Here is a 24,265-nt window from a genome sequence, read left to right on the forward strand (position 1 = left end):
ATCACACCTTGGTTTCCGCCGCTTCCGCGGTCTCCGTCCGCTCCTCGGCCTCGGTGTCCTTCGAGCCGCGGGCCGGCTTCTCGGTCTTCTCGGGGGTGACGAACCGGTAGCCGACGTTGCGGACCGTGCCGATCAGCGATTCGTGCTCGGGGCCGAGTTTGGCGCGCAGGCGCCGTACGTGGACGTCGACCGTGCGGGTGCCGCCGAAGTAGTCGTAGCCCCAGACCTCCTGGAGCAACTGGGCGCGGGTGAAGACCCGGCCGGGGTGCTGCGCGAGGTATTTGAGCAGTTCGAATTCCTTGAACGTCAGGTCGAGGACCCTGCCCTTGAGTTTCGCGGAGTACGTCGCCTCGTCGACCGACAGGTCGCCGTTGCGGATCTCCATCGGGGAGTCGTCGTTGACGATCTGCTGGCGGCCCATGGCGAGGCGCAGACGCGCCTCCACCTCGGCCGGGCCCGCGGTGTCCAGGAGGACGTCGTCGATGCCCCAGTCCGCGGTGACGGCGGCCAGGCCGCCCTCGGTCACCACCAGGACGAGGGGACAGCCGGGGCCGGTGGAACGCAGCAACTGGCACAGGCTGCGGACCTGCGGGAGGTCGCGCCGGCCGTCGACCAGGATCACGTCGGCGCCGGGGGTGTCGACGAGCGCCGGGCCCTCCGCGGGCGCCACCCGCACGTTGTGCAGCAGCAGGCCGAGAGCGGGGAGCACCTCCGTCGACGGCTGGAGCGCGTTGGTCAGGAGCAGCAGAGAGCTCATCGCACCCCACCGGCCCGGGTCATCGTCGTCGTTCGCTCGTGCACGGTTCGCTCGCCCATAACGTCTGGTTCCTCCTCGGTACCTGCGAGGACGTTTACGGCATTGCCGTGTGCGTTCGACGGCCGTACACCCGCGGTTTCCCGCGTTCGTATACAACGCTCCCGAAAGCACAAAAGGACCCGGGGGCTTCGCTGCCCGAGTCCTCTTCGCAGCAGAATAGCCGACATGAACACCGGTCCGGCAGGTCATGTGGCGCGATCCACCGATCGATCCACCATTCGTCCATATTCCGAGACGGCTGGCGTAACGCGGGGCGGTAAGCCTTTGCGGACATTCCTGCGCACCGCGGACGGGGTGGCGATCGATTCCGTATACGAACCGGGGACCGCCTCTCCGGGTGATCTCGTGTTCGTGGTCGCGCACGGGTTCACCGGGCACGCGGACCGGCCGCACGTGCGGCGGGCGGCGCGGGCCCTCGCGCGGTACGGCGGTGTCGTGACGTTCTCCTTCCGGGGACACGGGGCGTCGGGCGGGCGGTCGACCGTCGGGGACCGGGAGGTGCTCGACCTCGCGGCGGCGGTGGGGTGGGCGCGTGACCTGGGGTACGCGCGGGTGGTCACCGTCGGGTTCTCCATGGGCGGCTCGGTGGTGCTGCGGCACGCCGCGGCCGGCCGGGACGCCGGGGTCGGCGCCGTCGTCTCCGTGAGCGCGCCCGCGCGGTGGTTCTACCGGGGGACCGCCCCCATGCGGCGGCTGCACTGGCTGGTGACCCGGCCGTCCGGGCGCCTGGTGGGGCGGTACGGGCTGCGGACCCGGATCCACCACCGGCAGTGGGACCCGGTGCCGCTGTCGCCCGTCGAGGCGGTGCCGCGGATCGCGCCCACGCCGTTGCTGATCGTCCACGGGGACCAGGACGGGTACTTCCCGCTCGACCACCCGCGGATGCTGGCGGCCGCCGCCGGGGAGCACGGGGAGCTGTGGGTCGAGCCCGGCATGGGGCACGCGGAGAACGCGGCACCCCAGGCGCTGCTGGGGCGGATCGGGGACTGGGCGGCGGACAGGGCGGGCTAGCCTGAGGTGTTCGTCGTCGACCGATTGAGGATCAGCAGATGGCAAAGGTCACGGTGCGGTACTGGGCCGCAGCCAAGGCCGCGGCCGGGGTGGCCGAGGAGGCGTACGAGGCGGCCACGCTCGCCGGCGCGCTCGACGCGGTGCGCGGGCGGCACCCCGGTGAACTCGCGCGCGTGCTGCTGCGGTGCTCGTTCCTCGTCGACGGTGATCCCGTGGGGAAGCGCGCGCATGAGACGGTACGGCTGGCCGACGGCGGCACGGTCGAGGTGCTTCCGCCGTTCGCAGGAGGGTGAGCGATGACGAACCAGCCGTACGAGGCGTACGACCCGTACCAGGATCCGCAGCGGGCTCAGGGCGTGTGGCCGGGGCAGCAGCAGGCGTACGGGGATCCGTACGCGGACCAGCAGTACACGCAGCAGTGGCAGGGGCAGACGTGGGAGACGCAGATGCAGCAGCCGGTGGCGGCTGCGGCCCCGGCGGCTCCGATGGCCCCGGACCCGGCTCCGGTGGCCCCGGCTCCGACTCCGGCTGCTCCGGCGCCCCCGGCCGCTCCTGAGGCCGGGCCCGAGTACGGGCCGGCCACGCTGGGCGGGAACTCGCGCGTCACCGACGCGCAGCGGGCGCGGGCCGAGGGGCGGTCGCCGATCATCGAGCCCGGGATGCAGCCGGCGGTGCTCACCGCGCTGCTGGGGCTGTTGCTGGCGGGCGGGGCGGCGCTGGGGACGTACGCGCTGCTGGTGCCGCTGGTGGTGCTGCAGGGGCTCACGGCGGCGGGCTGGTTCCGGCTGAACGGGATGTGGCCGGCCCGGCAGGGCATCGCGCTGGGGTTCCTCGGCGCGCTGGCCGCGGACGCGGCGCTGCTGGTGTCCGACCGGTCGCCCGCGGCGATCCTGGGGACGCTGGGGGTGTGGGTGCTGCTGTCGCTGGTGCTGCAACTGCGGTCGCACGCGGATCCCGACGAGCGGATGTACGGCCTGATGGCGACGGTCGTGGCGGCGGCGCTGGCGATCGCGGCGGGCGGGTACCTGGCGGCGGACGCGTCCGCGGTGACCGCGGGCGCGGTGGCCGTGGCGGCGGGCGCGGTGGTACGGGCACTGCCGTTGCCGACGCCGGTGTCCGTGGTGGCCGCGCTGCTGGCGGCGGCCGGGGCGGGGTATGCCCTCGACGGTTCCGCGGGGGCGGCGCTCGGCGCGGGCGCGGCGGTCTGCGCGCTGATCGGCCACCGGGTGGCCTCCTACGACTACCCGTCCCGTTTCGTCCACTTCACGGCGGGCGTGGCCCTGCCGCTGGCCGCGGCGGCCCCCGCGGTGTACGTCCTGGGGCGGCTGGCCGGCTGACGGCCGGCGGGTGGGACGCCCGCGGCGCGGTCCCTTGTCACAGGTGATCGACAATCCCCCGGCTCCCACCCGCCCCAGGGTTACCCTCGCGGCACGGCCTCGTCGAAACCGCCAGGTGGGGGACACCGCATGCGCGCACTGCGAATACTGCTCATCGTCATCGTGATACTCGGCGGGATCTTCGTCGTCGTCGACCGCGTGGCCGTCCACTTCGCCGAGGGCGAGGCGGCGGACCGCCTGAAGGCGACCGAGAACCTGGCGAGCACCCCCGACGTGTCGATCAACGGCTTCCCCTTCCTCACCCAGCTCGCCGGCGGCACCCTCGACGAGGTGGAGGTGGGGATCCAGGACTACGAGGCCGGCACCGGCGACGGCGCCCGGCGGATCCGTATCGCCGGCCTGCGCGCGGACATGCACGGCGTCGACTTCTCCACCGACTTCAGCTCCGCCGTCGCCGACAGCGCCACCGGCACCGCCACCATTGCCTACGACGAGCTGCTGAAGGCCGCCGGCAAGTCCGAGCCCAGCCGGGTGGCCCCCGGTGTCACGGCCAGGATCGTCGGCCTGTCCGACGGGGGCAACGGGAAGATCAAGGTCGCGCTGGAGGTCACCATGCTGGGCGCCGAGCTGCCCGAGCCGGTCTCCGTGCTCAGCTCCGCGACGGTCGTGGACGGCGACACCGTGCGCGTGAAGGCCGACGCGGTGCCGGAGCTCGGCGGGGTGGAGATCGTCGAGTCCAGCGTGCGGAAGACCACCGACTTCGAGCAGAGGATCGACGGACTGCCCGGCGGCATCCGGCTGGACAAGGTCGAGGCGGCGGAGGACGGCGTGGAGATCACGGTGAAGGGTTCCGACGTCCGTCTGGTCGGGTAGGGAAGGGTGTGGCGGGGGGAGTTGTCCGACAGGCGAGACGGGGGCGTCCGCAGGGCAGATGCGAGGGCGGGAACGGGAGGAGCCGGGGGGCGGGAGGGCCCGCTCCCGCGATGAGTCGTCCCGCATGACGGACGATCGTGTCTCAGTATGCGACACACCGGTGACATGCCCGCCCGTCCCTCCTTACGATCGGACCCATGCAGGATCAGACGAGCGTCCTCCGGTCGAGGGGACAGGCGGATCTCACGAAGCGGCGGGCAGTGGACCTGTGCCGTGTCGCCGCCATGCTCTGTCGTTCTTTCTGACTTCTGAGCGGACGTCGACGTCCGCTTTCCCACCCCGCCCCCGCTGAGGGCATCCGTGCGCCGGCCCCGTGAGGCCGCGCACATCCGCTCACCCGCACGTCCCGCCGCAACTGCCCCGGAGGAGAAAGAACATGAGCCGCAGCGACGTCCTGGTCGACGCCGACTGGGTCCAGGAGCACCTGGACGACCCGACCATCGCCATCGTCGAGGTGGACGAGGACACGTCCGCCTACGAGAAGAACCACATCAAGAACGCCATCCGGATCGACTGGACCAAGGACCTGCAGGACCCGGTCCGCCGTGACTTCGTCGACCAGGAGGGCTTCGAGAAGCTCCTGTCGGACAAGGGCATCGGCAACGACCACACGGTCGTCCTCTACGGCGGCAACAACAACTGGTTCGCCTCGTACGCCTACTGGTACTTCAAGCTGTACGGCCACCAGGACGTCAAGCTCCTCGACGGCGGCCGCAAGAAGTGGGAGCTCGACGCCCGCGAGCTGGTCCCCGGCGACGAGGTGCCGGAGCGCCCGAAGACCGAGTACAAGGCCAAGCCGCAGGACACGTCCATCCGCGCCTTCCGCGACGACGTCGTGGCCGCCATCGGCAACCAGAACCTGGTCGACGTGCGCTCGCCCGACGAGTTCTCCGGCAAGCTGCTCGCCCCGGCCCACCTGCCGCAGGAGCAGTCGCAGCGCCCGGGCCACGTCCCGTCGGCCGCCAACATCCCGTGGTCGAAGAACGCCAACGACGACGGCACCTTCAAGTCCGACGACGAGCTCAAGGCGCTCTACGAGGCCGAGCAGGTCGACCTGGCCAAGGACACCATCGCCTACTGCCGCATCGGTGAGCGCTCCGCGCTGACCTGGTTCGTGCTGCACGAGCTGCTCGGCGTGGAGAACGTCAAGAACTACGACGGCTCCTGGACCGAGTACGGCTCCCTCGTCGGCGTGCCGATCGAGCTCGGCTCCGGCAAGTAATCCCTCCCGACCGACCTCTCCAGACCCCCTCAGGAGTAAGACATGTGCGGTGCGAAGGCCGGCGGCCCGGACGCCTCGACGATCAAGCCCGGTGAGACCACCATCCAGGGTCAGGTGACCCGCGACGGAGAGCCGGTGACCGGCTACGTCCGTCTGCTGGACTCGACCGGCGAGTTCACCGCGGAGGTCCCGACCTCCGCCACCGGACAGTTCCGCTTCTACGCGGCGGAGGGCACCTGGACCGTCCGCGCCCTGGTGCCCGGCGGCACCGCCGACCGCACGGTCGTCGCCCAGCAGGGCGGTCTGGCCGAGGTCGCGATCGCGGTCTGAGGACACGGGACGGCCGAGGGGCCGCACCCCACGGGTTGGACGCCCGGGGTGCGGCCCCTTCGGCGTGTCCGGACCTACGCTGGACCTATGTACGCGCGCAGGCGGCACGCCTACTTCGCCCTGATGGGCACCTGCGTCGGGCTGTTCGTCCTGGCGTGGGGCGTGGTGCGGCTGTGGTCGGTGCCGGCGGCCGTGGGCATGTGCGTGGTGGCCATGGTGATTCCGCCGGTCGCCGCGATGGTCGCCAACCGGCGGGGGCCGGAGGACCGCTGGTGGGACGATCCGTCCGGCGACCCGAAGTCCGACGAGTGGTGGGACGAGCTGGACGGCAGGAAGCGGCCCCGGTAGGGCGGGCCGCTCAGTAGACGAGCGCCTGCGTCCCGTCCGCCATCGCCTCCTGCACGAAGACCTGCGCACCGGCGATCCGTACGCCCTCGACGACGTCCTTCTCGGTGATGTCGCGGCGGGCCGCGCACTGGGTGCACAGGGTGACCCGGCCGGTGGCCAGGACCGAGTCCAGCAGGTCGGGCAGCGGGGCGGCGTGCGGCAGCTCGAACTCGGCCGCGCGGCCCGGCAGGGCGAACCACGCGGACTCGCCGGTGAGCCACAGGGAGACCTCGACACCACTGGCCGCGGCCACCGCCGCCACCGTGAACGCCTGCGAGCAGCGCTCGGGCGCGTCGGTTCCCGCGGTCACCTTGATCACAAGCTTCTTCGCCATGCCCGAATCGTAATCATGACCGCCGCCGCGGCCTGACGGGCTGAGGTACGGCAGGCACCACCTCGCACGACAGGGGCCGGACCCGGCCGCGTAAGCTGGGGTCCGGTCCTGTGCACACCATCGCACCCCCGCTCAAGGAGCACCCCGTGATCCTCTTCTTCGAAATCCTGCTGGTCCTCGTCGCCGTCGGCGTTCTCGCCTTCGCCGGGCTGACCGTGAAGAAGCTGTACCAGGGCCAGCGCTGATCACCGACGCCAGGAAGTTCCCCTCATGATCGAGATCCCGTCCGACCTGCACAAGGACCTCGTCCCGCTCGCCTTCCTGCTCGGCAACTGGGCCGGCGCGGGCGTGCACGACTTCCCCGGCGCCGAGAAGTGCAACTTCGGCCAGGAGGCCACGTTCACCCACGACGGCCGGAACTTCCTGGAGTACAGCTCCCACACCTGGGTGCTGGACGGCGACGGCAACAAGGTCCGCCCGCTGGAGTCGGAGCACGGCTTCTGGCGGATCGACGCGGACCGCAAGGTCGAGGTGACGATGACCCGCGACGACGGCGTCATCGAGATCTGGTACGGCGAGCTCGCCCACCAGAAGCCGCAGATCGACCTGGTGACGGACGCGGTCGCGCGCACCGCCGCCTCGGGGCCCTACAACGGCGGCAAGCGGCTGTACGGCTACGTCAAGAGCGACCTGATGTGGGTCGGCGAGAAGCAGACCCCCGAGGTCGAGCTGCGCCCCTACATGTCGGCGCACCTGAAGAAGGTCGTCACCCCGGAGGAGGTCGAGCGCTGGGCCAAGGCCCTGCCCGACGACATGCCCGACGACGGGATCGCCTTCTTCAAGTAGGCCTCCGTCCGGGAGGTCCTAGACTCGTGGGTGTGGTGAGCACCGACTGGAAGAGCGACCTCAGGCAGCGCGGCTACCGGCTGACCCCGCAGCGGCAGCTCGTGCTCGAAGCCGTGGACACCCTGGAACACGCGACCCCCGACGACATCCTCGGCGAAGTGAGGAAGACGGCGTCGGGGGTCAACATTTCCACCGTGTACCGCACGCTGGAGCTCCTCGAGGAGCTGGGCCTGGTCAGCCATGCCCACCTCGGGCACGGGGCGCCGACCTATCACCTCGCCGACCGGCACCACCACATCCACCTGGTCTGCCGGGACTGCACGAACGTGATCGAGGCCGACCTGTCGGTGGCCGCCGAGTTCACCGCCAAGCTGCGCGAGCAGTTCGGTTTCGACACCGACATGAAGCACTTCGCGATCTTCGGCCGGTGCGAGGACTGCTCCCGGAAGGCCCCGGCCACCGAGTCGTAGGCTAGGCGCATGAAGAGCCCCCTGCTGACCCTGCCCGGCGCCGTTCCCGCCGAGGGCGTGGACGAAGGCGTGGCCGCCCACTACGGCGACCTGTTCCGCGAGCAGCGCGCCCTCGCCGACGGCACCGGTTTCGTCGACCTGTCCCACCGCGGGGTCGTCACCGTCTCCGGTCCGGAGCGGCTGGCCTGGCTGCATCTGCTGCTCACCCAGCACGTCAGCGACCTGCCGCCGCACCAGGCCACCGAGGCGCTGATACTTTCCGCCAACGGCCACATCGAGCACGCGCTCTACCTGGTCGACGACGGGGAGACGGTCTGGGCGCACGTCGAGCCCGGCACCCGGGAGGCGCTGATCGCGTACCTGGAGTCGATGAAGTTCTTCTACCGGGTCGAGGTCGCCGACCGCACCGCCGACATCGCGGTGGTGCACCTGCCGGCCGGGTCCATCGCGGAGGTGCCCGAGGGGGTCGCCGTCCGCGAGACGCCGTACGGGCGGGACCTGTTCCTGCCGCGCGGTGATCTGGAGTCGTACGCGCGGAAGGCGGGGCCGGCCGCCGGGATCCTCGCGTACGAGGCGCTGCGGGTCGAGCGGCACCGGCCGCGGCTCGGTTTCGAGACCGACCACCGCACCATCCCGCACGAGCTGGGCTGGATCGGCAGCGCCGTGCACCTGCAGAAGGGCTGCTACCGGGGGCAGGAGACGGTCGCCCGGGTGCAGAACCTGGGGAAGCCGCCGCGCCGGCTGGTCTTTCTGCACCTGGACGGCAGCGAGGTGCACCTGCCGGTGGCGGGGACCGAGATCAGGGTCGCGGACGACGGCCCCGACGGGCGGAAGATCGGGTTCGTCACCACGTCCGTACGCCACTACGAGCTGGGGCCGGTCGCGCTGGCGCTGGTGAAGCGGAACGTGCCGGTGGACGCGCGGCTGCTCGCGGGGGACACGGCCGCCGCGCAGGAGACCGTCGTCGAGCCCTGAACCGTACGGCTCGGCCCCGAGCCGTACGACTCGGACCTTCAGCCGGTACGGCTCGGATCCCCAGCCGTACGGCTCAGATCTCCAGCAGGACGGTGAACGGGCCGTCGTTGGTCAGCGAGACGCTCATCTTCGCGCCGAAGCGGCCCGTCGCCACCGTCGCGCCCAGCGCCCGCAGTTGCGCGACCACCTCGTCGACCAGCGGCTCGGCGACGTCGCCGGGGGCGGCGGCGTTCCAGGTGGGGCGGCGGCCCTTGCGGGCGTCGCCGTAGAGGGTGAACTGGCTGATCACCAGCAGCGGGGCGCCGAGGTCGCTGCACGACTTCTCGTCCTGGAGCATCCGCACCGACCAGAGTTTGCGGGCGAGTTGCGCCGCCTTCTCCTTGGTGTCCTCGTGGGTGACGCCGACGAGGACGCACAGCCCCTCGCCCTCGATCGCCCCCACCGTCTCGCCGTCCACGACCACGCTCGCGCCGTCGACCCTCTGCACCACTGCTCGCATACGACCATCATGCCGGTCGGCGAACAGGCGGCCGACGGCGGCCCGCGGGAGACCCCGGCCGGGCTATTTTTACTCCTTAACGCCCATCTGGGGCGGATCGGGGGCACTCGCTCACAATGTGGCCGCTCGGGGTGGCACGATGCTGGCACATGCCGGTCGAGGGGACGGTTGAGGCATATGAGCACACCAGGGATCGGACAGCCGCTCGGGGCTGTCTCGTCGGCCCACGGGGGAATCGGGGAACGGGAGTTCTGCCGGCCGCCCACACAGCGCACGGACAGCCCGGTGCTGCCCGAGGACCGGGCGGTGCGCGATCTGATCGTGCTCAGCCTGGCCGAGCTGCGGACGGTGCGGCGCGACGCGCAGCGTGACGAGGCCGACCTCAGCTACGTACGGCGGCTGCTGCAGGGGCGGATCGACATCCTGCGGGCGGAGCTGGCCCGGCGCCTCCCGGAGGGGGCGCCCTCGGTCGTCGCGCCGGAGGAGGCGTCCGTCGTCGAGCGGCTGGGGGAAATCCTGCGGGACACCCCGGCCCGGCACCGTTCCTCCGCCCGGCACGTGACGCTGGGGACGCCGCAGGGGGAGGAGTACCGGCGGCTGGCGGCCGAGACGCTCGCCGAGGTGGAGCTCTCCGACCTGGGCGCCCGCACGGACGGGGAGCTGAACACCGCGATGGGACGGCTCGTGCTCTGCGAGCAGCAGGTGTCCCGGCGGCGGCAGCGGCTGCAGCGCACGGCCGACGAGTGCAGCGCGGAGATCGCGCGCCGGTACCGGGACGGGGAGGCGCAGGTGGACGACCTGCTGGTGTGAGCGGGGCGGGGGAGACCTCGCCGGGGGAGACCTCTTCGACGCTGTGGCCGGGGGACGGGTCCGCGGTGCGCCGTGCCGCGCCGGGGCGGCCGGGGCCGGGAAGAACGAGCGGGCGCCGCCCGTCAGGCCGACGCCCTGCTGCGTGGGTCCGGGCGACCGTGGTGCCCGGACGTGTGCTGAGCGCTGTCGCCGTCGCGCTCCCGTTGCCTGTCTCCTTCCGCCGACGACGGGTGGGTTCTCATCCGTAGCGAGCTGTTCGGTTGTGGTTGTGGTTGTTGTGCGGGTGGTGCCCGTCGGCGGGACTCCCGGCTCCCCTCCGGAAGGGAGCCCGGCCGGCGGTCCGTACGGTGTGCTGTCAGCCGGACTGGGCGAGCAGCATCACGAGGATGACCGCGCCGATACCGCTGATCGTGGTGTTGCGTGCCTTGATGCCCACGGTGAGGGCGACGAAGGCGATGATTCCCATCGGCCCGTACTTCCACTGGACGAGTTGCTCGAACCCGATGGCCAGGGCCGCGAGGGCGATGGCGATGAGCGGCATGGCGGTCCCCCTTGGTGTCCGTGGCTCCCGACCCTCTCCCTGCCGACCAACCCTTGAGGGCCGTCGACCAGGTTGCAGGAGTTGGTTGCCAACTTGGTCTTAGTTATAGCCACTTGGAAGAGTCTTATAACCACCCTTCTCTGAACTGCCCGAAGATGGCGGGAAGTTGTAGTGTTCTGTCGTGGACCCGGAACACGCCTCCGTCAATGGACGGAAGAAGCCACAGCGGTCACAGAGGACACACCGCGAGGTGGCCGACGAACTGCGCGCGCGGATCAGGTCCGGGGCGCTGCAGCGGGGTCAGCGCATGCCCACCCAGGCCCAGCTCGCCGCCGAGTTCGGCGTGGAGCGCCCCGCGGTGCGCCAGGCGCTGCGCATCCTGCAGTCCGAGCAGCTGCTCACCAACGTCTCCAAGGGTGCCCCGGCGACCGTCGCCGCGGGCCCCGGCAGGCCGCCGACCGGCCCCTCGGTGCCCCCGCTGCCCACCACCGTGGGCCTCGCGCCCAGGATCGCCGCCGCCTTCGAGGCCGAGCACGTCGAGATCGACGCCGTCTGCCTGACCTCGGTCTCCCTCACCCTGGCCCTCGGGGAGCCGCTGCGCCGGATCCACTCCGGACGGCTGAAACCGGCCAAGGTCGATCTGCGGGTGCTGCTGCCCGGCCGGAACATCGACCTCGCCTTCCCGGTGCCGGTCGAGGGGCGCGACGGCGGCGGGGGCCCGGTGCACGAGCGGTGGCTGGCGCAGCGCAACGCCCAGGGTCAGGTGCTGCGCCACAATCTGCTCGCGCTGCGCGCCACCCACGGCGTCGACGTGCGCGTCTCCTTCCGCGCGCTGCCGTTCACCCCGCCGGTGAAGCTGTACCTGCTCAACAGGGAGGAGGCGCTGTTCGCCTACTACACGCTGGCGCGCGGCAAGGCGCAGATCGACCAGGAGTACCTGGAGACGTACGACGCGCAGGGCGTCCGGTCCCTGCTGTTCGGCTTCGAGCAGGGGCCCGGCCTGAGGGACACCGCGTTCGTGGAGCAGTCGCACCTGTGGTTCGACGCACTGTGGGAGACGATCAGCTCGGAGCTGGTGCTCACGGGCTGACGTCTCCCACGGGCCGGATGCGGCGGCGGTGGCTCCTCACCGCGGCCCCTCACAGGGCCGGCCTCGCCACCAGCAGCGCGAGCAGGACCGCTCCGGCGGAGCTGACCCCCGGCCGGTTGGCCCTGATGCCTATGGTGAGCAGCAGCAGGCCGAGGATGCCGGCCGCGCCGTACTGCCACTGGACGAGCTGCTCGACGGTGACGACCAGGACGGCGGAGACGAGGGCGAGGACGGGCATGGCGTGTTCCTCCTTCGGGGTGCGGGCCGGGACTGCGGAACCAGGAAGCTGCCAACTTGAAGAAGTTGGTTGCCAACTCTGTAGAGGTTGTCCCCACTTGGCCCCTACTCACAAACAACTTTCAAACAAGTCCCTTCAGATGGATCAAAGTTGTAGCGTTTGGTCGTGGCCCAGGAGAACGTGGCAGTGAACGGCAGCAGCAGAGTCTCGCCGCAGGAGATCGCCGACATCCTGCGGGAACGCATCCGGTCCGGCGAGCTCAGGACGGGCGACCGCCTGCCCACCCAGGCGGAGCTGGCCGAGGAGTTCGGCGTGGAGCGCGGCACCGTTCGCCAGGCCCTGCACACCCTCCGGGAGGACGGCCTGCTCACCAACCAGGGCAAGGGCAGCCCGCCGCGGATCGCCGAACCCGCCTCCGCCCTGGAGGAGCCCCAGCCGACGACGGTGGGGCTGGCACCGCGCCTGACGGCCGCGTTCTCGACGGCCCACGTACGGATCGACGCGGTGTCCCTGACCGCCGAGAGCCTGATGCTGGCGCTGAGCGAACCGGTCCGGCACATCCACGAGGGCCGCACCCGCCCCGAGTCGGTCGACGTCCGCATCCTGCTGCCCTCCCGGCGGATCAACCTGGCCTTCCCCGTCCCGGTCGAGGGCCGCGACGGCAACGACGACCCGGTGCACGAACGGTGGCTGGCCCAGCGCAACGCCCAGGCCCGCGTGCTCCAGCACAACCTCCTCGCGCTGCGCGCCACCCACGGCGTCGACGTGCGCGTCTCCTTCCGGGCCCTGCCCTTCACCCCGCCGGTGAAGCTGTACCTGCTCAACGGGGAGGAGGCACTGATCGGCTACTACATGCTGACCCGGCGCGAGGAGGAGTGGGAGAGCCACACCCTGGAGATGTACGACGCCCTGGGCTCCCAGTCCCTCCTCTTCCCCTTCGTCAAGCGGGACGGGCAGCGGGAGCGGGCGTTCGTGGAGGAATCCCAGAAGTGGTTCGACGCCCTCTGGGAAACCATCACGACGGACCTGACACTCTCCTAGTGACTTCTGAGACGCAGCAGACCGACGCGGTGACGGCCGAGAAGCGGAACGAGACCCGGAACGACGACGAACCGAACGCGCTGCGGCACCTGGTCAAAGGCGCCCGGGTGGTGCTGTGGGACTTCGACGGCCCCGTCTGCCGCCTGTTCGCGGGCCACTCGGCGGAACGGGTGGCGAACGACCTGGCGTCCTGGCTGGAGAGCCGGGGGCTGCACGGCCTGTTCACCGAGACCGAACGCACGTCCCTGGACCCGCAGGTGCTCCTGCACGCCGTCGACCGCCGGCACCCCGGCAGCGACCTGGTCGCAGAACTGGAGGAACGGCTCACCCAGGAGGAACTCCGGGCATCCGGCTCGGCGATGCCCACCCCGTACGCCGATCCGCTGATCCGCACCTGGACCGCGGTGGGCTCCCGGCTGGCCGTCACCACCAACAACTCCCCGCGCGTGGTGCGCGAGTACCTCGCCTCCCGCGGCCTCGGCGCCTGCTTCGCCCCCCACATATACGGCCGCACCCAGGACCTGAGCCTCCTCAAACCCGACCCCCACTGCGTCAACCGGGCCCTGAACGCCATGGGCGCCGCCCCCGCGACCGCCCTGCTGATCGGTGACGCCCCGACGGACTTCCTCGCCGCCCGGGCGGCCGGCGTCCCCTTCCTCGGCTACGCGCGTGACGAGGGCAAGGGCCGGCTCCTGCGCGACGCGGGCGCCACGGCGGTCGTGGACTCGTTGGAACCGGTCCTCCGGGTGCTCCGCCGGTGAGGACCTGCCCGGGGGGCGCGTCCCGGGCCGTGGCGCCGTACGCCCGTGAGCCGGGGCGCCTTCGGAGGGAACGCGTGCGGTGGACGGACGAGTCCGGCGGGAAGCACGGCGGTGGCGGGGGTAACGTACTGCCACTTCTGTGACCCGCGGGAGGGTCCAGCACGCGAGAAACGGGCCCATGTCACCCGACACACCTTCCCTTGCCCGGCGGTACGCGATCGAGGCGTGCGGGAATCCGGGCGCGGTCGAGGGACCGCTCCAGGGCTATCACCACGAGACCTATGTGTTCCCCCTGGGCGACGAGGCGGGGGCGCCCTCGCCGGCACGATGGAAGTGCCGGGAGCCGCGCGCCGGTCTGCTCTGGTTCGACCGGCGGTGTTTCGACTCGGAGGAGCAGCTCCTGACCGCGCTGAGCGGCCGGATCAGCAGCATCCCGGGGGTCACGGAATTCGGCGGCCTGCGCCTGCAGCGGTTCATCGAGGGCCGGACGCTGGGCGAGCTGCGCAGGTCCGGTCTCCCGGTTCCCGGCCCGCTGCTCCGGCAGGTCGTCGGTCTCTTCCGCGAGCTGGCCGGGGTGAGGCCGGAGACGCTCGTCGTCAAGCGGCGCTGTGAGGCCAGGGACCGCCCCCGGGACGGGGACACCAACGGGTTCCTCGACCGGCTCATCTCCTTCGCGGAGGAGAACGTCTACCTGTCGAACCTCGACGCGTTCGCGGCGCTCTTCGGCGAACTCGGCGTGAAAAACCACGTGTTCGAGATCCTCAGGAAGCACGTGTCGGGCCTGTCGGAGCGGCCCTTCTGCCTCCTCCACGCCGATCTCCACCGCGAGAACCTCATCGTCGACCCCGGGCAGCGGCTCTGGACCATCGACTGGGAGCTCGCGATGGTCGGCGACCCGCTCTACGACCTGGCCACCCACCTGTATCTCATGCGGTATCCGGAGTGGCAGGCCCGCAGGCTCACCCGGCACTGGGTGAGCACCGTCGAGGACGTCCGCCCCGGCAGCTCGGAGGGCTGGCGGCGCGATCTGGGGCTGCTGATGGACTTCAAGAAGGCCCAGTCCGTGTTCACCGACGTCATCCGCGCGGCCCTGGCACCGGACCCCGGACAGGGCACCGGCCGGCACCGGCCGGAGGACACGGGAAGGAAGCTGCGCCGCGTCCTGACCGACGCCGCCGTCCCGCTGGGCCTCGTCTCCGTGCCGGCCCCGGACCGTATCGCGGACGCCCTCGTGCGCTGGCGCGCGGAGCACGGGAAGGCCGTGGACGTCCTCCCGGGCTGACCCGGGCACGCCTCGTCACACGGGCCGAGCGGCCAGCCGCCGTCCCGGAGGCCGTGTGCGTAGGCTCGCCGCATGAGCGAGATCGGCCTGCGGGAGCGCAAGAAGCGGCGGATGTACCGGACCGTGTCGGACACCGCCATCCGGCTCTTCCTGGAGCGCGGCTTCGACGCCGTGTCCGTCGCCGAGGTGGCGGCCGCGGCCGAGATCTCCAAGCCGACGCTCTTCCGGTACTTCCCGGCGAAGGAGGACCTCGTCCTGTACCGGATCGCCGATCACGAGGACGAGGCCGCCCGGGTGGCCGCGCAGGGGCCGGAGCCGGTCGAGGCGCTGCGGCGGCACTTCCTGGACGGACTCCGGCGGTGCGATCCGGTCACCGGCCTCAACGACGATCCCGAGGTACTGGCCTTCCACACGCTGCTGTACGGCACCCCGGCGCTGGTCGCGCGGTTGTACGGGTATCTGGAGCGGGCCGAGGAGGCGCTGGCCGGGGCGCTCGGCGGCGGGCTCGACGCGCGGCTGGCGGCGGGGCAGATCATCGCCGTACGGCGGATCCTCGCGCAGGAGAACTGGCGGCGGATCGCGGCGGGGGAGCGGATCGACGACGTACGGGATGACGCGGTGGCGGCGGCCGGGCGGGCGTTCGAGGTGCTGGCGGAGACGCTGCCGCGCTTGAAGGGCCGCATGGAAGATACTCAGTAAAAAATGTTACTCGGTTGCTTTATTCGGTACGCTCGGTGGAATGACACCACCCGAGCCCGCCCTCGACCGGGAACGCGCACACCACGACCGCTGCCGCACCGCCCTCGCCGCCATGGCCGACGGCGCCGACGAGCGGGTCGTCACCGGCGAGGACGTCTCCGCCTCCGGAGCCGACGCCGAGGTCCTCGGTCACCGGCTGCGCAGCCACGCCAAGGAACTGCGGGAACTGCCCCCGGGCCCGCTGTTCTTCGGGCGGCTGGACTTCGCACGGGACGGCACCGGCCACCCGGGGCAGAGCTACCACGTCGGACGGCTGCGGATCACCGAGCACCCCGCCGCACCGCCCCTCGTCGTCGACTGGCGGGCACCCGTCTCCCGCGCCTTCTACCAGGCCACCGCCCGCGACCCGCAGGGCGTCGCCGTACGCCGGCGGTTCGGCTGGGCACCCGGCAGCCGGGGCGACTCCGCCGACCTGACCGGCCTGGAGGACGAACACCTGGAGCGGGGGGAGGAACGGGCCAGCGGCATCGTCGCCCGGGAGATCGAGCGGCCCCGCGTCGGCCCCATGCGGGACATCGCGGCCACCATCCAGCCGGAGCAGGACGACCTCGTCCGCGGGGACCTGGACGTCTCCGTGTGCGTGCAGGGCGCCCCCGGCACCGGCAAGACCGCCGTCGGCCTGCACCGGGCGGCCTACCTGCTCTACACCCACCCCCAGCGCATCCGGCGCGGCGGACTGCTCGTCCTCGGACCCAGCCGCACCTTCCTCTCCTACATCTCCGAGGTCCTGCCCGCCCTCGGCGAGACCGGCGTACGGCAGTCGACCCTCGCCGAGGAGATCGCCCGGCACCCGGTCACCGGCACCGACGACGAACGCGCCGCCGTCGTCAAGCACGACGCCCGGATGGCCGAGGTGCTGCGCCGGGCCCTGTACGCGCGGGTGCGCACCGGCCCGGCCGGCTCCCTCACCGTGCCCGACGGCTCGTACCGCTGGCGGGTCGAGGCGGAGGAACTGACCCGGATCGTGACGGACGTACGGGCCGAGGAACCGCCGTACGGCGTCGGGCGGGAGCGGGTGCGGGCCCGGATCGTGCGGGCCGTGCGGGAGCGGGCCGAACGGCGCGGCGGTCCGCGCTCCGCCGCCTGGGCGCGCCGGATCGAGCGGGCGCGGCCGGTGTCGGCGTACGTCGACGCCGTGTGGCCGCGGGTCCGCGCGGAGGAGGTGGTGGCGGGACTGCTGGGCGACCCCGAGGCGCTGGCCGCCGCGGCCGAGGGTGTACTGGACGACGAGGAGCGGAAGGCGCTGCTGTGGACGAGGCCGCCGCGGTCGTGGAAGTCGGCGCGCTGGTCGGCCGCGGACCTGGTGCTGCTCGACGAGGCCGCCGGGCTGGTCGAGCACCCCGAGGGGTACGGGCACGTCGTGGTCGACGAGGCCCAGGACCTCTCCCCGATGGAGTGCCGGGCCATCGCCCGCCGGGCCGCCTTCGGCTCGCTCACCGTGCTGGGCGACCTCGCCCAGGCGACGACCCCCTGGGCGGCCCGCTCGTGGCCGGCGGTGCTGCGGCACCTGGGGAAACCGGACGCGGCCGTGATCCCGCTGACCACCGGCTTCCGGGTGCCGCGGGCGGTGGTCACGCTCACCAACCGGCTCCTGGAACGGCTGGACGTCGACGTCCCGGCGGCCCGCTCCCTGCGCGGCGACGGCGAGTTGCGCACCCGGCGGGTCGCCGCGCCGGACGAGGTGCCGGACGCGGTCGTGGCCGCCGTACGGGACGCGCTGGAGCGGGAGGGTTCCGTCGGCGTCGTGGCGGCGGACGCGGACGTGCCCCGGCTGCGGCGGGCGCTGGCCGGGGCGGGGGTGGAGGCACCGGGTCCGGAGGTACTGGGCGCACGCGTGACCGTGGTGCCGGCGAGCGCCGTGAAGGGCCTGGAGTACGACCATGTGGTGGCCGTCGAACCCGCGGCGATCGCGGAGGCGGAGGCGCGGGGGCTGCACCGGCTGTACGTGGTGCTGACCCGGGCGGTGTCCCGGCTGGAGGTGGTACGGGCGCGGGAGCTGCCCTTCTGACGCCTCGTCAGCGGCCGGCGATCACCTCGGCGACCCGGGTGAAGCCGTCCCCGCCGTGTCCCCGTGCGATGACCCGGCGGGCCTGGCCCTCGATCACCCGCATCACGCTCGCGTCGATGCCGTGCGCCTCGGAGGCGTGCACGATGTGGGCCATGGTCGACGCGGCCGAGGTGATCGGGTTCAGCTCGCCCGAGTACGTGCCGGCGTCGGTGTCGGCCGCGAACTCGGTGAACAGCGGGGGCAGGATCGCGGCGATCCCCTGGGCGAAGGGGGCGAGTTCCGTCGCGGTGACGCCCTCCGCGCGGGCCACGGCGAGGGCGTGCGTGTAGCCGGCCATCGCCGTCCAGAAGACGTCGAGCAGCGCGACGTCGTACGCCGCCGCCCGGCCGATGTCCTCCCCGAGATGGGTGTGGCTGCCGCCGAGCGCCGCCAGGACGGGCCGGTGCTCCCGGTACAGCTCCTCGGGGCCGCTGTGCAGGAAGACCGCGTCGTCCGTGCCGATGGCCGGCGTCGGGGTCATGATCGCCCCGTCCAGGTAGCGGATGCCGTGCCGGCCGGCCCACTCGGCCGTGTCCCGGGCGCGGCCGGGGGTGTCGGCGCTCAGGTTCACCACCGTACGGCCCTTGAGGGCGACGGTGACGGCGTCCTGGCGCAGTACGGCGTCCGAGGCGTCGTAGTTCACCACGCAGACGACGGTGAGCGGGGAGGCGGCGACCGCCTCCTCGGGCGAGGCTGCCACGGCCGCGCCCCGGCCGGTCAGCCCGGCGTCCCGGCCGGGCGTGCGGTTCCAGACGGTGGTGCGCACCCCCGCGTCCAGGAACGCGCCGGCCAGCGCGCGGCCCATCGGGCCGAGACCGAGGACGGTGACGGAGGGCTGGTCGGTCTGCACGGACATGTTTCAACTCCCGTAGTATTCATGGCAATTACTGAGGAAAGGGGCAGGGTATGGTGCACCGGCGCCACGATCCGGACGTCTGCGGGGTGACCGCCGCGATCGCCGTGATCGAGGGCAAGTGGAAGACCACGCTGCTGTGGCTGCTGGAGTCCGGCCCGCACCGGCCGGCCGCACTGCGCCGGAAGGTGCCGGGCCTCACCGAGAAGGTGCTGACCCAGGCGCTGCGCGAGATGGAGGCGGACGGGCTGGTGCACCGGGAGGTGCACGACGTGCTGCCGCCGAAGACGGTCTACTCCCTGACCGCGTTCGGCCGTGAGCTCGCCGAGGCGCTGGCACCCCTGTCCGACTGGGGGCACCGCCGGCTGGAGGGGCTGGCCGAGGCCCCTGCCTCCTGACCGCCGGCCGTTTCCGCTCCCTTCCTGTCCGGCGCCCCGCGACCAGGTTCGCCGCACGCCGCCGCGCTGCCAAGTACCCACAAAAAAGTGGGTGTGCCCGCCGCCGGGACGCCTCGTGGCGCCGCGTTAGGATCCGGTGTTCCTCACGGCGGGGAGCCGACGGAGGGGAGTCAGGTGAACGAGACCGAGACGGAGGTCAGCACCGCGCCCCGGCCCCTGCTGCTGGCCGACGGCCGGCCGGCCGCGCGGGCCTGGTCGCTGGACCCCGCACTGCGCCATCTCAACCACGGGTCCTTCGGCGCCGTACCGCTGGCCGCCCAGGAGCGGCAGCGGGAGCTGCGGGCGCGGATGGAGAGCGCCCCGGTGGTGTGGTTCTCCGGGCTGCCGGAGCGGCTCGCGGCGGTCCGGGCCGAGCTCGCCGCCTTCCTCGGCGCGGACCCCGGCGACCTCGCCCTGGTGCCGAACGCGAGCGCCGGCGCGAGCGTCGTGTACGCGAACCTGGAGCGCCGGGGCGGCGGGGAGATCGTCGTCACCGACCACGGCTACGGCGCCGTCACGATGGGCGCCGAACGGCTGGCCCGCCGCTGGGGCGGCCGGGTGCGCACCGCCCGGGTGCCGCTGGACGCCGGCGAGGAGCGGGCGTACGAGACGGTGATGGCCGAGGTGGGCGAGGCGACCGGGCTCGTCGTCGTCGACCAGGTCACCTCGGCGACCGCCCGCCGGCTGCCGGTGGAGCGGATCGCCGCGGAGCTGCGGCGGCGCGGGGTCCCGCTGCTCGTGGACGGCGCGCACGCGCCCGGGCTGATCGCCGCCCCGCTCGACGGGTGGGACGGTGACTTCTGGACGGGCAACCTGCACAAATGGAGCTGCGCCCCGCGCGGCACCGCGGCCCTGGTGGCGCGCGGTCCGCTGCGGGACGGGCTGTATCCGCTGATCGACTCGTGGGGCGCCGCCGACCCGTACCCCGGCCGCTTCGACCACCAGGGCACCCTCGACGCCACCGGCCCGCTGGCGGCCCCGGCCGCCCTCGACTTCGTCGGCCGTACCTGGGGCTGGCCCGCCGCCCGCCGGTACATGGACGAGCTGGCCGGTTACGGCGCACGGGTGGTGGGTGCCGCGCTCGCCGAACTGACCGGCGCGGACGCCTCCGTCGACGTGGGCATGCCCGCGCCCGGCATGCGGCTGGTGCGGCTGCCCGACGGGCTCGCCGACAGTCGCCTCGCGGCCGACGCGCTGCGCGACCGGGCCCCCGCGGAGCTGGGTGTCGAGGCGGCGTTCACCAGCTTCGGCGGAGTCGGCTACCTGAGGCTGTCCGCGCACGTCTACAACACGGCCGAGGACTACGAGTACTTCGCCGAGAAGTGCGTCCCCGTGCTCGGCGAGTGGGCCCGCGCGGCACGGTGAGGGGCGCCGGTCACGCCTTGCGGCCGGCCTCCCGGGCCACGCGCTCCAGACGGTCCCGGTAGGCCTCCCACCAGGCCGGGTCGTCCGACGGCAGGCTGGTGCCGGTCGGGCTCTCCCCCACTGAGCCGTCCAGGAGTTCGCGGAGGATGTCGGCGTGGCCGGCGTGCCGGTGGGTGTCGGCGATCACGCGGACCACGGCGTGGTGCAGCGTCAGTCCGTCCCTGTCGTCCGGCCACCACGGCACCCTGCCGGCCGTGTCCAGCGGCAGCGCCTCGAGCGTCGCGTCCGCGTGCGCCCACGCCCGGCGGTACAGGCCGACGATGTCCTCGCGCGACTCCTCGGCGGTGGCCCACATGTCCCCGTTGGTCTCCGCCGCGTCCGCGAGCCAGGGCAGCGGCTCGCCGGACGGCCGGCCGAAGGTGTCGCCCAGGTAGCCCAGTTCCACACCGGCCGCGTGCTTCACCAGGCCCAGGAGGTTGGTGCCGGTCGGCGTCATCGGGCGGCGGACGTCGTACTCGGAGAGGCCCTCGAGCTTCCACAGCAGGGCGTCGCGGGCTTCCTGGAGATAGCGGCGGAGATCGGACACGGCGGTGTCGGCTGCGGTGGTCATGCGGGTCAGTCTGCCGTACGCGGCCCGCCGGACCGGCGGCCTCCGCGTACGGGCGTCCCGTTCCCCCGGCGTACGGCGTGCGCCGGGGTCAGGAGGCGAGGGCGGCCGGTGACGCGGCCTGCCAGGCGAAGCCGTCCGGGTCCGTGAAGGCGCCCGCACCGCCGCCGATCACCAGCCGGTGCGATCCGCTCCCCTCCGGGGAGACGCCGAGGTCCTTGGCGAGGGCACGGCGCCGGTACAGCGCCAGCTTGACGGGACTCGACTCCCCGGCGGCGAACTCGACGTACATACGGCCGAAGCTCTTCGCCACGGTGAGGCCCCGCTCGACGTAGAACCGCTTGCTCGCGGCCACGTCCGCGACGCCGAGCAGCAGCACGATCTCGTCGATCCGCCGGGTCGCGGGGCCGCGGTCCTTCTTCGCCGAGGTCGCGACCTTCCAGAACGTCCCGTCCGGGTCCTGGACGACGCCACCGTACCCCCAGAGCGACTTCGCGGCCGGCTTCAGCGGTACGGCACCGGCCTCCACAGCGGTGCCGATGAGGCTGTCGACGTCACCCGGCTGGGACACCGTGAGCCCCAGGGTGAACCCACGGAACCCGCTCGTGGCCTCCTGCGAGGCGCGCAGCCCTATCCGCGAGTCCAGCCCGAAGGCGACGGACTGGAACCGGCGTGCGGCCGCGGTGTCGGCCACGTCGAGCGTCACACTGTCGATGAATGTCATGCCCTCCACGCTAGGAGTCCTCCGCCTCCGGAGGCTTCTCGATTCCTGACCGGTCTTCCCCGGTCCCGGCCCCGGTCCCGGCCCCGGCTCCGGTTCCGGTCCCGACTCCGGCTCCGGCGCGGCCGTCCGGCCGGCGGCGCCGGGGCGGTGACGCCACCGGGCCGGTGCGGACAGGTGCAGATCCAGGCCCATCGCGTAGCCGACGATGCTGTCCTCGTGACCGTGCTGAAAGCGTTTGATCACGCGCTGGACGGGCCAGACGACGGAGCCGTCGGGGAGGCGGAGCCTGAGGTCCACCTCGCTGTGCGGATCGTCGTCGTCGGCTTCCCAGGCCCCGCCGGTGCTGCGCCGGACCGTTTCCCCGAGGTAGGCGCCGAGGGCGAACAGGCGTGGCCCCAGGTCCGTCGCGAGGAGGCCGTCGGGCACCGCGATCCCGTGGTCGCTGTGCTCGGCCATGAAGCGCTCGACGTCCCGCAGGCTCGTGGGCGTGAAGTCCGCCCGGTACCCGGAGCCGTTGAGCGCGCGGGCGATCCAGGCGGCGCTGGTGCGGACGTCGTCCAGGAGGGTTCGTGCGTCGGCGGCGGTCGCAGTCATGTCCGGGATCCTCGCCGATGCCACTGACAACGGGCGGTTCAGCCCTTGACGGCCTCCGCGATCCGCAGGGCCGCCTCGGCGGGCGTGAGGTGCGTGGTGTCGACGACCTCGGCCTCGCGGTGCAGCCAGGTGCGGGCCGCCTCGGCGTAGGGCTCCAGGTGGCTGAGCCGGAAGGGGGAGTCCGGGCCGAGGACCGTGTCCCCCGCGATGCGCCCGCGGAGGGTCTCCTGATCGGCGTGGAGGACGAAGTGCCGTACCGGGACGGCATGGCGCGCGAGGCCCGCGCTGATCTCGCGCCAGTACTCCTCGACCAGGACGGTCATGGGCATCACCAGGGTGCCGCCGGTGTAGTCGAGGACGCGGCGGGCGGTCTCGACCACGAGCGGCCGCCACGGCGGCCAGTGCTGGAAGTTGTCCGTGTCGGGCAGCCCCGGCGTGATGTCCATGAGCGTCTCGCCGACCTTCTCGGCGTCGAACACCCGCGAGTCCGGGAGCAGCCGCTGCACGAGCGGGGCGGTCGTCGTCTTGCCCGCGCCGTGGGTGCCGTTGATCCACACGATCATGGGCCCCCACGTTAACGCCCCGTCCGGTACGGCTCCGGTGTTTCCCGGGATTCGTCCGTGCCGTGGCGCACTCTTGCAAGCAGGTGCTTGCAATAGTTAGCTAGGTGGGGCACGGTGGGGGTATGGCATCGCTCAACGTCGGCAATCTCGGTGAGTACCTGCGCGAGCAGCGGCGCAGCGCGCAGTTGTCGCTGCGGCAGCTCGCCGATGCCGCCGGGGTGTCCAATCCGTATCTCAGCCAGATCGAGCGCGGGCTGCGCAAGCCGAGCGCGGAGGTGCTGCAGCAGGTCGCCAAGGCGCTGCGGATCTCCGCCGAGACGCTGTACGTCCGGGCCGGCATCCTCGACGCCGAGCGGGACCGGTCCGAGGTCGAGACGCGGGCCGCCGTCCTCGCCGATCCCCTGCTGACCGGGCGTCAGAAGCAGGTGCTGCTCCAGATCTATGAGTCGTTCCGCAAGGAGAACGGGTTCGGGAGCGCCGAGGACGGTGAGGCGGCGCCCGGGGAATCCGAGGCCGTCGACGTCCCCGCGGGCGACACGGCCGGCGACAGCGACAGCGACAGCGACAGCGGTCCGCGGCGGACGGCCGGCTGAGCCGGACCAGGGCACCGGCCGCCCACCGCGGACCACATGAAACCCTCAGCCGAAAAAGAATCCGGGAGGACCATCACCATGGCCATCACCGACGACCTGCGCAAGACCTTCAGCGACCCGACCCCGCTCTACTTCGCCGCCGGCACCGCCGACCTCGCGCTGCAGCAGGCCAAGAAGGTGCCGGCCCTGGTGGAGCAGCTGCGCGCCGAGGCCCCGGCCCGTATCGAGGCCGTGCGCAACACCGACCCCAAGGCCGTCCAGGAGCGGGCGACCGTCCGGGTCCGGGAGACGCAGGAGAACCTCCAGAGCAAGGTCGGCGAGCTCTTCGGCTCGTTCGACACCGACCTGAAGAAGCTCGGTGAGAACGCCCAGGACCTCGCGCTGCGCGGGGTCGGCATCGCCGCCGAGTACGCCGTCAAGGCCCGGGAGGCCTACGAGAGGGTCGCCGAGCACGGCGAGCAGGCCGTGAGGACCTGGCGCGGCGAGGCCGCCGAGGGCATCGAGGACATCGCCGTCGCCGTCGAGCCGTCGGCGGCCGAGCCGAAGACCGCGTCCGGGCCTGAGCCGGCCGAGCCGGTCGAGGTCACGGACGACACGCCCGCCGCCGAGTCCGCCGCGGTGAAGAAGCCCGCCGCCGCCAAGAAGGCCCCGGCGCGCAGGACCACGGCGAAGAAGACGACTCCGCCCGCGAAGTAGACGGGACGGAACCGGACGGGCCGGGCACTCTCGCGGTGCCCGGCCCGTTGTCCGGATAGCCGGCCGGTGGTTGCGGGTACGGTGACGGCGTAGAGGACGAGCC

At 72.5% G+C, this 24,265-nt stretch carries 31 protein-coding genes and 1 pseudogene; 23 read left to right on the forward strand and 9 right to left on the reverse strand.

What is annotated here, in order from left to right:
• Nucleotide 1: 1 nt before the first annotated feature.
• A complete protein-coding gene (locus IH50_RS0120700; RefSeq protein ID WP_030864172.1) occupies nt 2-757 on the reverse strand; it encodes a response regulator transcription factor in 756 nt (251 codons plus the stop codon).
• Nucleotides 758-982: 225 nt separating this feature from the next.
• Here IH50_RS0120700 and IH50_RS0120705 point away from each other — a divergent pair, with 225 nt between their 5' ends.
• The 8 genes from IH50_RS0120705 to IH50_RS0120735 all read left to right on the forward strand — a co-directional run bounded on the left by IH50_RS0120705 (nt 983) and on the right by IH50_RS0120735 (nt 5,998).
• A complete protein-coding gene (locus IH50_RS0120705) occupies nt 983-1,828 on the forward strand; it encodes an alpha/beta hydrolase (protein ID WP_030864174.1) in 846 nt (281 codons plus the stop codon).
• Between the two features lie 38 nt (nt 1,829-1,866).
• A complete protein-coding gene (locus IH50_RS0120710; RefSeq protein ID WP_030864179.1) occupies nt 1,867-2,121 on the forward strand; it encodes a MoaD/ThiS family protein in 255 nt (84 codons plus the stop codon).
• A 3-nt stretch (nt 2,122-2,124) separates the two neighbouring features.
• Nucleotides 2,125-3,165, forward strand: coding sequence for a hypothetical protein (locus IH50_RS0120715; RefSeq protein WP_030864181.1), 1,041 nt, complete (start codon nt 2,125-2,127; stop codon nt 3,163-3,165).
• A 129-nt stretch (nt 3,166-3,294) separates the two neighbouring features.
• Complete coding sequence (locus tag IH50_RS0120720) at nt 3,295-4,038, forward strand: DUF2993 domain-containing protein (RefSeq protein WP_030864183.1); 744 nt, start codon at nt 3,295-3,297, stop codon at nt 4,036-4,038.
• A 197-nt stretch (nt 4,039-4,235) separates the two neighbouring features.
• Nucleotides 4,236-4,343, forward strand: a complete 108-nt coding sequence (locus tag IH50_RS43575) for a putative leader peptide (protein WP_382052532.1) — start codon at nt 4,236-4,238, stop codon at nt 4,341-4,343.
• A gap of 131 nt (nt 4,344-4,474) precedes the next feature.
• A complete protein-coding gene (locus tag IH50_RS0120725; RefSeq protein WP_030864184.1) occupies nt 4,475-5,320 on the forward strand; it encodes a sulfurtransferase in 846 nt (281 codons plus the stop codon).
• A 42-nt stretch (nt 5,321-5,362) separates the two neighbouring features.
• Nucleotides 5,363-5,650 (forward strand): DUF1416 domain-containing protein, encoded by a 288-nt coding sequence (locus tag IH50_RS0120730; protein ID WP_004986406.1) that lies wholly within the window; start codon nt 5,363-5,365, stop codon nt 5,648-5,650.
• 87 nt (nt 5,651-5,737) lie between these two features.
• Nucleotides 5,738-5,998, forward strand: a complete 261-nt coding sequence (locus IH50_RS0120735) for a DUF3099 domain-containing protein (RefSeq protein ID WP_030864186.1) — start codon at nt 5,738-5,740, stop codon at nt 5,996-5,998.
• A gap of 10 nt (nt 5,999-6,008) precedes the next feature.
• Here IH50_RS0120735 and IH50_RS0120740 read toward each other — a convergent pair whose 3' ends face one another.
• Complete coding sequence (locus tag IH50_RS0120740; RefSeq protein WP_030864188.1) at nt 6,009-6,371, reverse strand: DsrE family protein; 363 nt, start codon at nt 6,369-6,371, stop codon at nt 6,009-6,011.
• A gap of 270 nt (nt 6,372-6,641) precedes the next feature.
• Here IH50_RS0120740 and IH50_RS0120750 point away from each other — a divergent pair, with 270 nt between their 5' ends.
• Genes IH50_RS0120750 through IH50_RS0120760 form a run of 3 tightly spaced genes read left to right on the forward strand, consistent with a single transcriptional unit; the run spans nt 6,642 to nt 8,662 of the window.
• Nucleotides 6,642-7,217, forward strand: a complete 576-nt coding sequence (locus IH50_RS0120750) for an FABP family protein (protein ID WP_030864192.1) — start codon at nt 6,642-6,644, stop codon at nt 7,215-7,217.
• Between the two features lie 32 nt (nt 7,218-7,249).
• Nucleotides 7,250-7,687 carry a Fur family transcriptional regulator gene (locus tag IH50_RS0120755; RefSeq protein ID WP_030864194.1) on the forward strand — a complete coding sequence of 146 codons (438 nt, stop codon included), beginning with the start codon at nt 7,250-7,252 and terminating at the stop codon, nt 7,685-7,687.
• A gap of 9 nt (nt 7,688-7,696) precedes the next feature.
• The gene (locus IH50_RS0120760) at nt 7,697-8,662 is read left to right on the forward strand and encodes a YgfZ/GcvT domain-containing protein (protein ID WP_030864197.1); all 966 of its coding nucleotides are present in this window, start codon (nt 7,697-7,699) and stop codon (nt 8,660-8,662) included.
• Between the two features lie 73 nt (nt 8,663-8,735).
• On the opposite strand, the gene dtd is transcribed toward IH50_RS0120760, so the two are convergent.
• Nucleotides 8,736-9,161, reverse strand: a complete 426-nt coding sequence (dtd, locus tag IH50_RS0120765; RefSeq protein WP_030864202.1) for a D-aminoacyl-tRNA deacylase — start codon at nt 9,159-9,161, stop codon at nt 8,736-8,738.
• 177 nt (nt 9,162-9,338) lie between these two features.
• Here dtd and IH50_RS0120770 point away from each other — a divergent pair, with 177 nt between their 5' ends.
• Together IH50_RS0120770 and IH50_RS42700 are read left to right on the forward strand one after the other, a co-directional pair.
• A complete protein-coding gene (locus IH50_RS0120770; RefSeq protein WP_030864206.1) occupies nt 9,339-9,971 on the forward strand; it encodes a hypothetical protein in 633 nt (210 codons plus the stop codon).
• A gap of 35 nt (nt 9,972-10,006) precedes the next feature.
• Nucleotides 10,007-10,151 (forward strand): annotated as a pseudogene (locus IH50_RS42700) (GNAT family N-acetyltransferase); the annotation flags it as partial.
• A 175-nt stretch (nt 10,152-10,326) separates the two neighbouring features.
• On the opposite strand, the gene IH50_RS0120775 reads toward IH50_RS42700, so the two are convergent.
• The gene (locus IH50_RS0120775; protein ID WP_030864209.1) at nt 10,327-10,512 is read right to left on the reverse strand and encodes a hypothetical protein; all 186 of its coding nucleotides are present in this window, start codon (nt 10,510-10,512) and stop codon (nt 10,327-10,329) included.
• A gap of 181 nt (nt 10,513-10,693) precedes the next feature.
• Here IH50_RS0120775 and IH50_RS0120780 point away from each other — a divergent pair, with 181 nt between their 5' ends.
• Nucleotides 10,694-11,602: a FadR/GntR family transcriptional regulator gene (locus IH50_RS0120780; protein WP_078914049.1), complete on the forward strand. Its 909-nt coding sequence runs from the start codon at nt 10,694-10,696 to the stop codon at nt 11,600-11,602.
• Nucleotides 11,603-11,651: 49 nt separating this feature from the next.
• On the opposite strand, the gene IH50_RS0120785 is transcribed toward IH50_RS0120780, so the two are convergent.
• Nucleotides 11,652-11,840, reverse strand: a complete 189-nt coding sequence (locus IH50_RS0120785) for a hypothetical protein (RefSeq protein ID WP_030864214.1) — start codon at nt 11,838-11,840, stop codon at nt 11,652-11,654.
• Between the two features lie 159 nt (nt 11,841-11,999).
• On the opposite strand from IH50_RS0120785, the gene IH50_RS0120790 reads away from it, so the two are divergent.
• The 5 genes from IH50_RS0120790 to IH50_RS0120810 all read left to right on the forward strand — a co-directional run bounded on the left by IH50_RS0120790 (nt 12,000) and on the right by IH50_RS0120810 (nt 17,691).
• Entirely contained in the window at nt 12,000-12,881 is an 882-nt protein-coding gene (locus tag IH50_RS0120790; RefSeq protein WP_030864217.1) for a winged helix-turn-helix domain-containing protein, read from the forward strand.
• On the forward strand, nt 12,881-13,642 hold the full coding sequence (locus IH50_RS0120795) for an HAD family hydrolase (protein WP_420709087.1): 762 nt from the start codon (nt 12,881-12,883) through the stop codon (nt 13,640-13,642). Before IH50_RS0120790 ends, IH50_RS0120795 begins: the two co-directional genes overlap by 1 nt.
• 178 nt (nt 13,643-13,820) lie before the next feature.
• Complete coding sequence (locus IH50_RS0120800) at nt 13,821-14,924, forward strand: phosphotransferase (RefSeq protein WP_030864224.1); 1,104 nt, start codon at nt 13,821-13,823, stop codon at nt 14,922-14,924.
• Between the two features lie 72 nt (nt 14,925-14,996).
• Nucleotides 14,997-15,623 carry a TetR family transcriptional regulator gene (locus IH50_RS0120805; RefSeq protein WP_030864226.1) on the forward strand — a complete coding sequence of 209 codons (627 nt, stop codon included), beginning with the start codon at nt 14,997-14,999 and terminating at the stop codon, nt 15,621-15,623.
• A gap of 40 nt (nt 15,624-15,663) precedes the next feature.
• A complete protein-coding gene (locus IH50_RS0120810) occupies nt 15,664-17,691 on the forward strand; it encodes a HelD family protein (protein ID WP_030864231.1) in 2,028 nt (675 codons plus the stop codon).
• Between the two features lie 7 nt (nt 17,692-17,698).
• On the opposite strand, the gene IH50_RS0120815 is transcribed toward IH50_RS0120810, so the two are convergent.
• Nucleotides 17,699-18,586, reverse strand: coding sequence for an NAD(P)-dependent oxidoreductase (locus IH50_RS0120815; RefSeq protein WP_030864233.1), 888 nt, complete (start codon nt 18,584-18,586; stop codon nt 17,699-17,701).
• A 50-nt stretch (nt 18,587-18,636) separates the two neighbouring features.
• On the opposite strand from IH50_RS0120815, the gene IH50_RS0120820 reads away from it, so the two are divergent.
• On the forward strand, nt 18,637-18,981 hold the full coding sequence (locus IH50_RS0120820) for a winged helix-turn-helix transcriptional regulator (RefSeq protein ID WP_030864236.1): 345 nt from the start codon (nt 18,637-18,639) through the stop codon (nt 18,979-18,981).
• A gap of 174 nt (nt 18,982-19,155) precedes the next feature.
• Nucleotides 19,156-20,385, forward strand: a complete 1,230-nt coding sequence (locus tag IH50_RS0120825) for an aminotransferase class V-fold PLP-dependent enzyme (protein WP_030864239.1) — start codon at nt 19,156-19,158, stop codon at nt 20,383-20,385.
• A 10-nt stretch (nt 20,386-20,395) separates the two neighbouring features.
• On the opposite strand, the gene IH50_RS0120830 is transcribed toward IH50_RS0120825, so the two are convergent.
• From IH50_RS0120830 to IH50_RS0120840, 3 genes are all read right to left on the reverse strand, one after another.
• Entirely contained in the window at nt 20,396-20,995 is a 600-nt protein-coding gene (locus IH50_RS0120830) for a DinB family protein (protein WP_030864242.1), read from the reverse strand.
• An 88-nt stretch (nt 20,996-21,083) separates the two neighbouring features.
• On the reverse strand, nt 21,084-21,716 hold the full coding sequence (locus tag IH50_RS0120835; RefSeq protein ID WP_030864262.1) for a glyoxalase: 633 nt from the start codon (nt 21,714-21,716) through the stop codon (nt 21,084-21,086).
• 632 nt (nt 21,717-22,348) lie between these two features.
• On the reverse strand, nt 22,349-22,873 hold the full coding sequence (locus tag IH50_RS0120840) for an AAA family ATPase (protein ID WP_030864265.1): 525 nt from the start codon (nt 22,871-22,873) through the stop codon (nt 22,349-22,351).
• A gap of 122 nt (nt 22,874-22,995) precedes the next feature.
• Between IH50_RS0120840 and IH50_RS0120845 the strand changes: the two genes are divergently transcribed.
• Both IH50_RS0120845 and IH50_RS0120850 read left to right on the forward strand, forming a co-directional pair.
• Nucleotides 22,996-23,466 carry a helix-turn-helix domain-containing protein gene (locus IH50_RS0120845; RefSeq protein ID WP_030864267.1) on the forward strand — a complete coding sequence of 157 codons (471 nt, stop codon included), beginning with the start codon at nt 22,996-22,998 and terminating at the stop codon, nt 23,464-23,466.
• A gap of 78 nt (nt 23,467-23,544) precedes the next feature.
• Nucleotides 23,545-24,162 carry a hypothetical protein gene (locus IH50_RS0120850; protein ID WP_030864268.1) on the forward strand — a complete coding sequence of 206 codons (618 nt, stop codon included), beginning with the start codon at nt 23,545-23,547 and terminating at the stop codon, nt 24,160-24,162.
• The last annotated feature ends 103 nt before the right edge of the window (nt 24,163-24,265 follow it).

The sequence above is a fragment of the Streptomyces sp. NRRL S-37 genome (assembly GCF_000721605.1).
In the GTDB taxonomy this organism is placed as follows: Bacteria; Actinomycetota; Actinomycetes; order Streptomycetales; family Streptomycetaceae; genus Streptomyces.

What these genes read in the sequence shown, in the direction of transcription:
- IH50_RS0120840 (WP_030864265.1), bottom strand. Translation starts at nt 22,873, where the DNA reads ATGATCGTGTGGATCAACGGCACCCACGGCGCGGGCAAGACGACGACC.
- IH50_RS0120735 (WP_030864186.1), top strand. Translation starts at nt 5,738, where the DNA reads ATGTACGCGCGCAGGCGGCACGCCTACTTCGCCCTGATGGGCACCTGC.
- dtd (WP_030864202.1), bottom strand. Translation starts at nt 9,161, where the DNA reads ATGCGAGCAGTGGTGCAGAGGGTCGACGGCGCGAGCGTGGTCGTGGAC.
- IH50_RS0120770 (WP_030864206.1), top strand. Translation starts at nt 9,339, where the DNA reads ATGAGCACACCAGGGATCGGACAGCCGCTCGGGGCTGTCTCGTCGGCC.
- IH50_RS0120775 (WP_030864209.1), bottom strand. Translation starts at nt 10,512, where the DNA reads ATGCCGCTCATCGCCATCGCCCTCGCGGCCCTGGCCATCGGGTTCGAG.
- IH50_RS0120800 (WP_030864224.1), top strand. Translation starts at nt 13,821, where the DNA reads ATGTCACCCGACACACCTTCCCTTGCCCGGCGGTACGCGATCGAGGCG.
- IH50_RS0120740 (WP_030864188.1), bottom strand. Translation starts at nt 6,371, where the DNA reads ATGGCGAAGAAGCTTGTGATCAAGGTGACCGCGGGAACCGACGCGCCC.
- IH50_RS0120805 (WP_030864226.1), top strand. Translation starts at nt 14,997, where the DNA reads ATGAGCGAGATCGGCCTGCGGGAGCGCAAGAAGCGGCGGATGTACCGG.
- IH50_RS0120845 (WP_030864267.1), top strand. Translation starts at nt 22,996, where the DNA reads ATGGCATCGCTCAACGTCGGCAATCTCGGTGAGTACCTGCGCGAGCAG.
- IH50_RS43575 (WP_382052532.1), top strand. Translation starts at nt 4,236, where the DNA reads ATGCAGGATCAGACGAGCGTCCTCCGGTCGAGGGGACAGGCGGATCTC.
- IH50_RS0120820 (WP_030864236.1), top strand. Translation starts at nt 18,637, where the DNA reads ATGGTGCACCGGCGCCACGATCCGGACGTCTGCGGGGTGACCGCCGCG.
- IH50_RS0120760 (WP_030864197.1), top strand. Translation starts at nt 7,697, where the DNA reads ATGAAGAGCCCCCTGCTGACCCTGCCCGGCGCCGTTCCCGCCGAGGGC.
- IH50_RS0120785 (WP_030864214.1), bottom strand. Translation starts at nt 11,840, where the DNA reads ATGCCCGTCCTCGCCCTCGTCTCCGCCGTCCTGGTCGTCACCGTCGAG.
- IH50_RS0120830 (WP_030864242.1), bottom strand. Translation starts at nt 20,995, where the DNA reads ATGACCACCGCAGCCGACACCGCCGTGTCCGATCTCCGCCGCTATCTC.
- IH50_RS0120815 (WP_030864233.1), bottom strand. Translation starts at nt 18,586, where the DNA reads ATGTCCGTGCAGACCGACCAGCCCTCCGTCACCGTCCTCGGTCTCGGC.
- IH50_RS0120705 (WP_030864174.1), top strand. Translation starts at nt 983, where the DNA reads ATGAACACCGGTCCGGCAGGTCATGTGGCGCGATCCACCGATCGATCC.
- IH50_RS0120700 (WP_030864172.1), bottom strand. Translation starts at nt 757, where the DNA reads ATGAGCTCTCTGCTGCTCCTGACCAACGCGCTCCAGCCGTCGACGGAG.
- IH50_RS0120810 (WP_030864231.1), top strand. Translation starts at nt 15,664, where the DNA reads ATGACACCACCCGAGCCCGCCCTCGACCGGGAACGCGCACACCACGAC.
- IH50_RS0120730 (WP_004986406.1), top strand. Translation starts at nt 5,363, where the DNA reads ATGTGCGGTGCGAAGGCCGGCGGCCCGGACGCCTCGACGATCAAGCCC.
- IH50_RS0120720 (WP_030864183.1), top strand. Translation starts at nt 3,295, where the DNA reads ATGCGCGCACTGCGAATACTGCTCATCGTCATCGTGATACTCGGCGGG.
- IH50_RS0120835 (WP_030864262.1), bottom strand. Translation starts at nt 21,716, where the DNA reads ATGACATTCATCGACAGTGTGACGCTCGACGTGGCCGACACCGCGGCC.
- IH50_RS0120725 (WP_030864184.1), top strand. Translation starts at nt 4,475, where the DNA reads ATGAGCCGCAGCGACGTCCTGGTCGACGCCGACTGGGTCCAGGAGCAC.
- IH50_RS0120715 (WP_030864181.1), top strand. Translation starts at nt 2,125, where the DNA reads ATGACGAACCAGCCGTACGAGGCGTACGACCCGTACCAGGATCCGCAG.
- IH50_RS0120750 (WP_030864192.1), top strand. Translation starts at nt 6,642, where the DNA reads ATGATCGAGATCCCGTCCGACCTGCACAAGGACCTCGTCCCGCTCGCC.
- IH50_RS0120710 (WP_030864179.1), top strand. Translation starts at nt 1,867, where the DNA reads ATGGCAAAGGTCACGGTGCGGTACTGGGCCGCAGCCAAGGCCGCGGCC.
- IH50_RS0120850 (WP_030864268.1), top strand. Translation starts at nt 23,545, where the DNA reads ATGGCCATCACCGACGACCTGCGCAAGACCTTCAGCGACCCGACCCCG.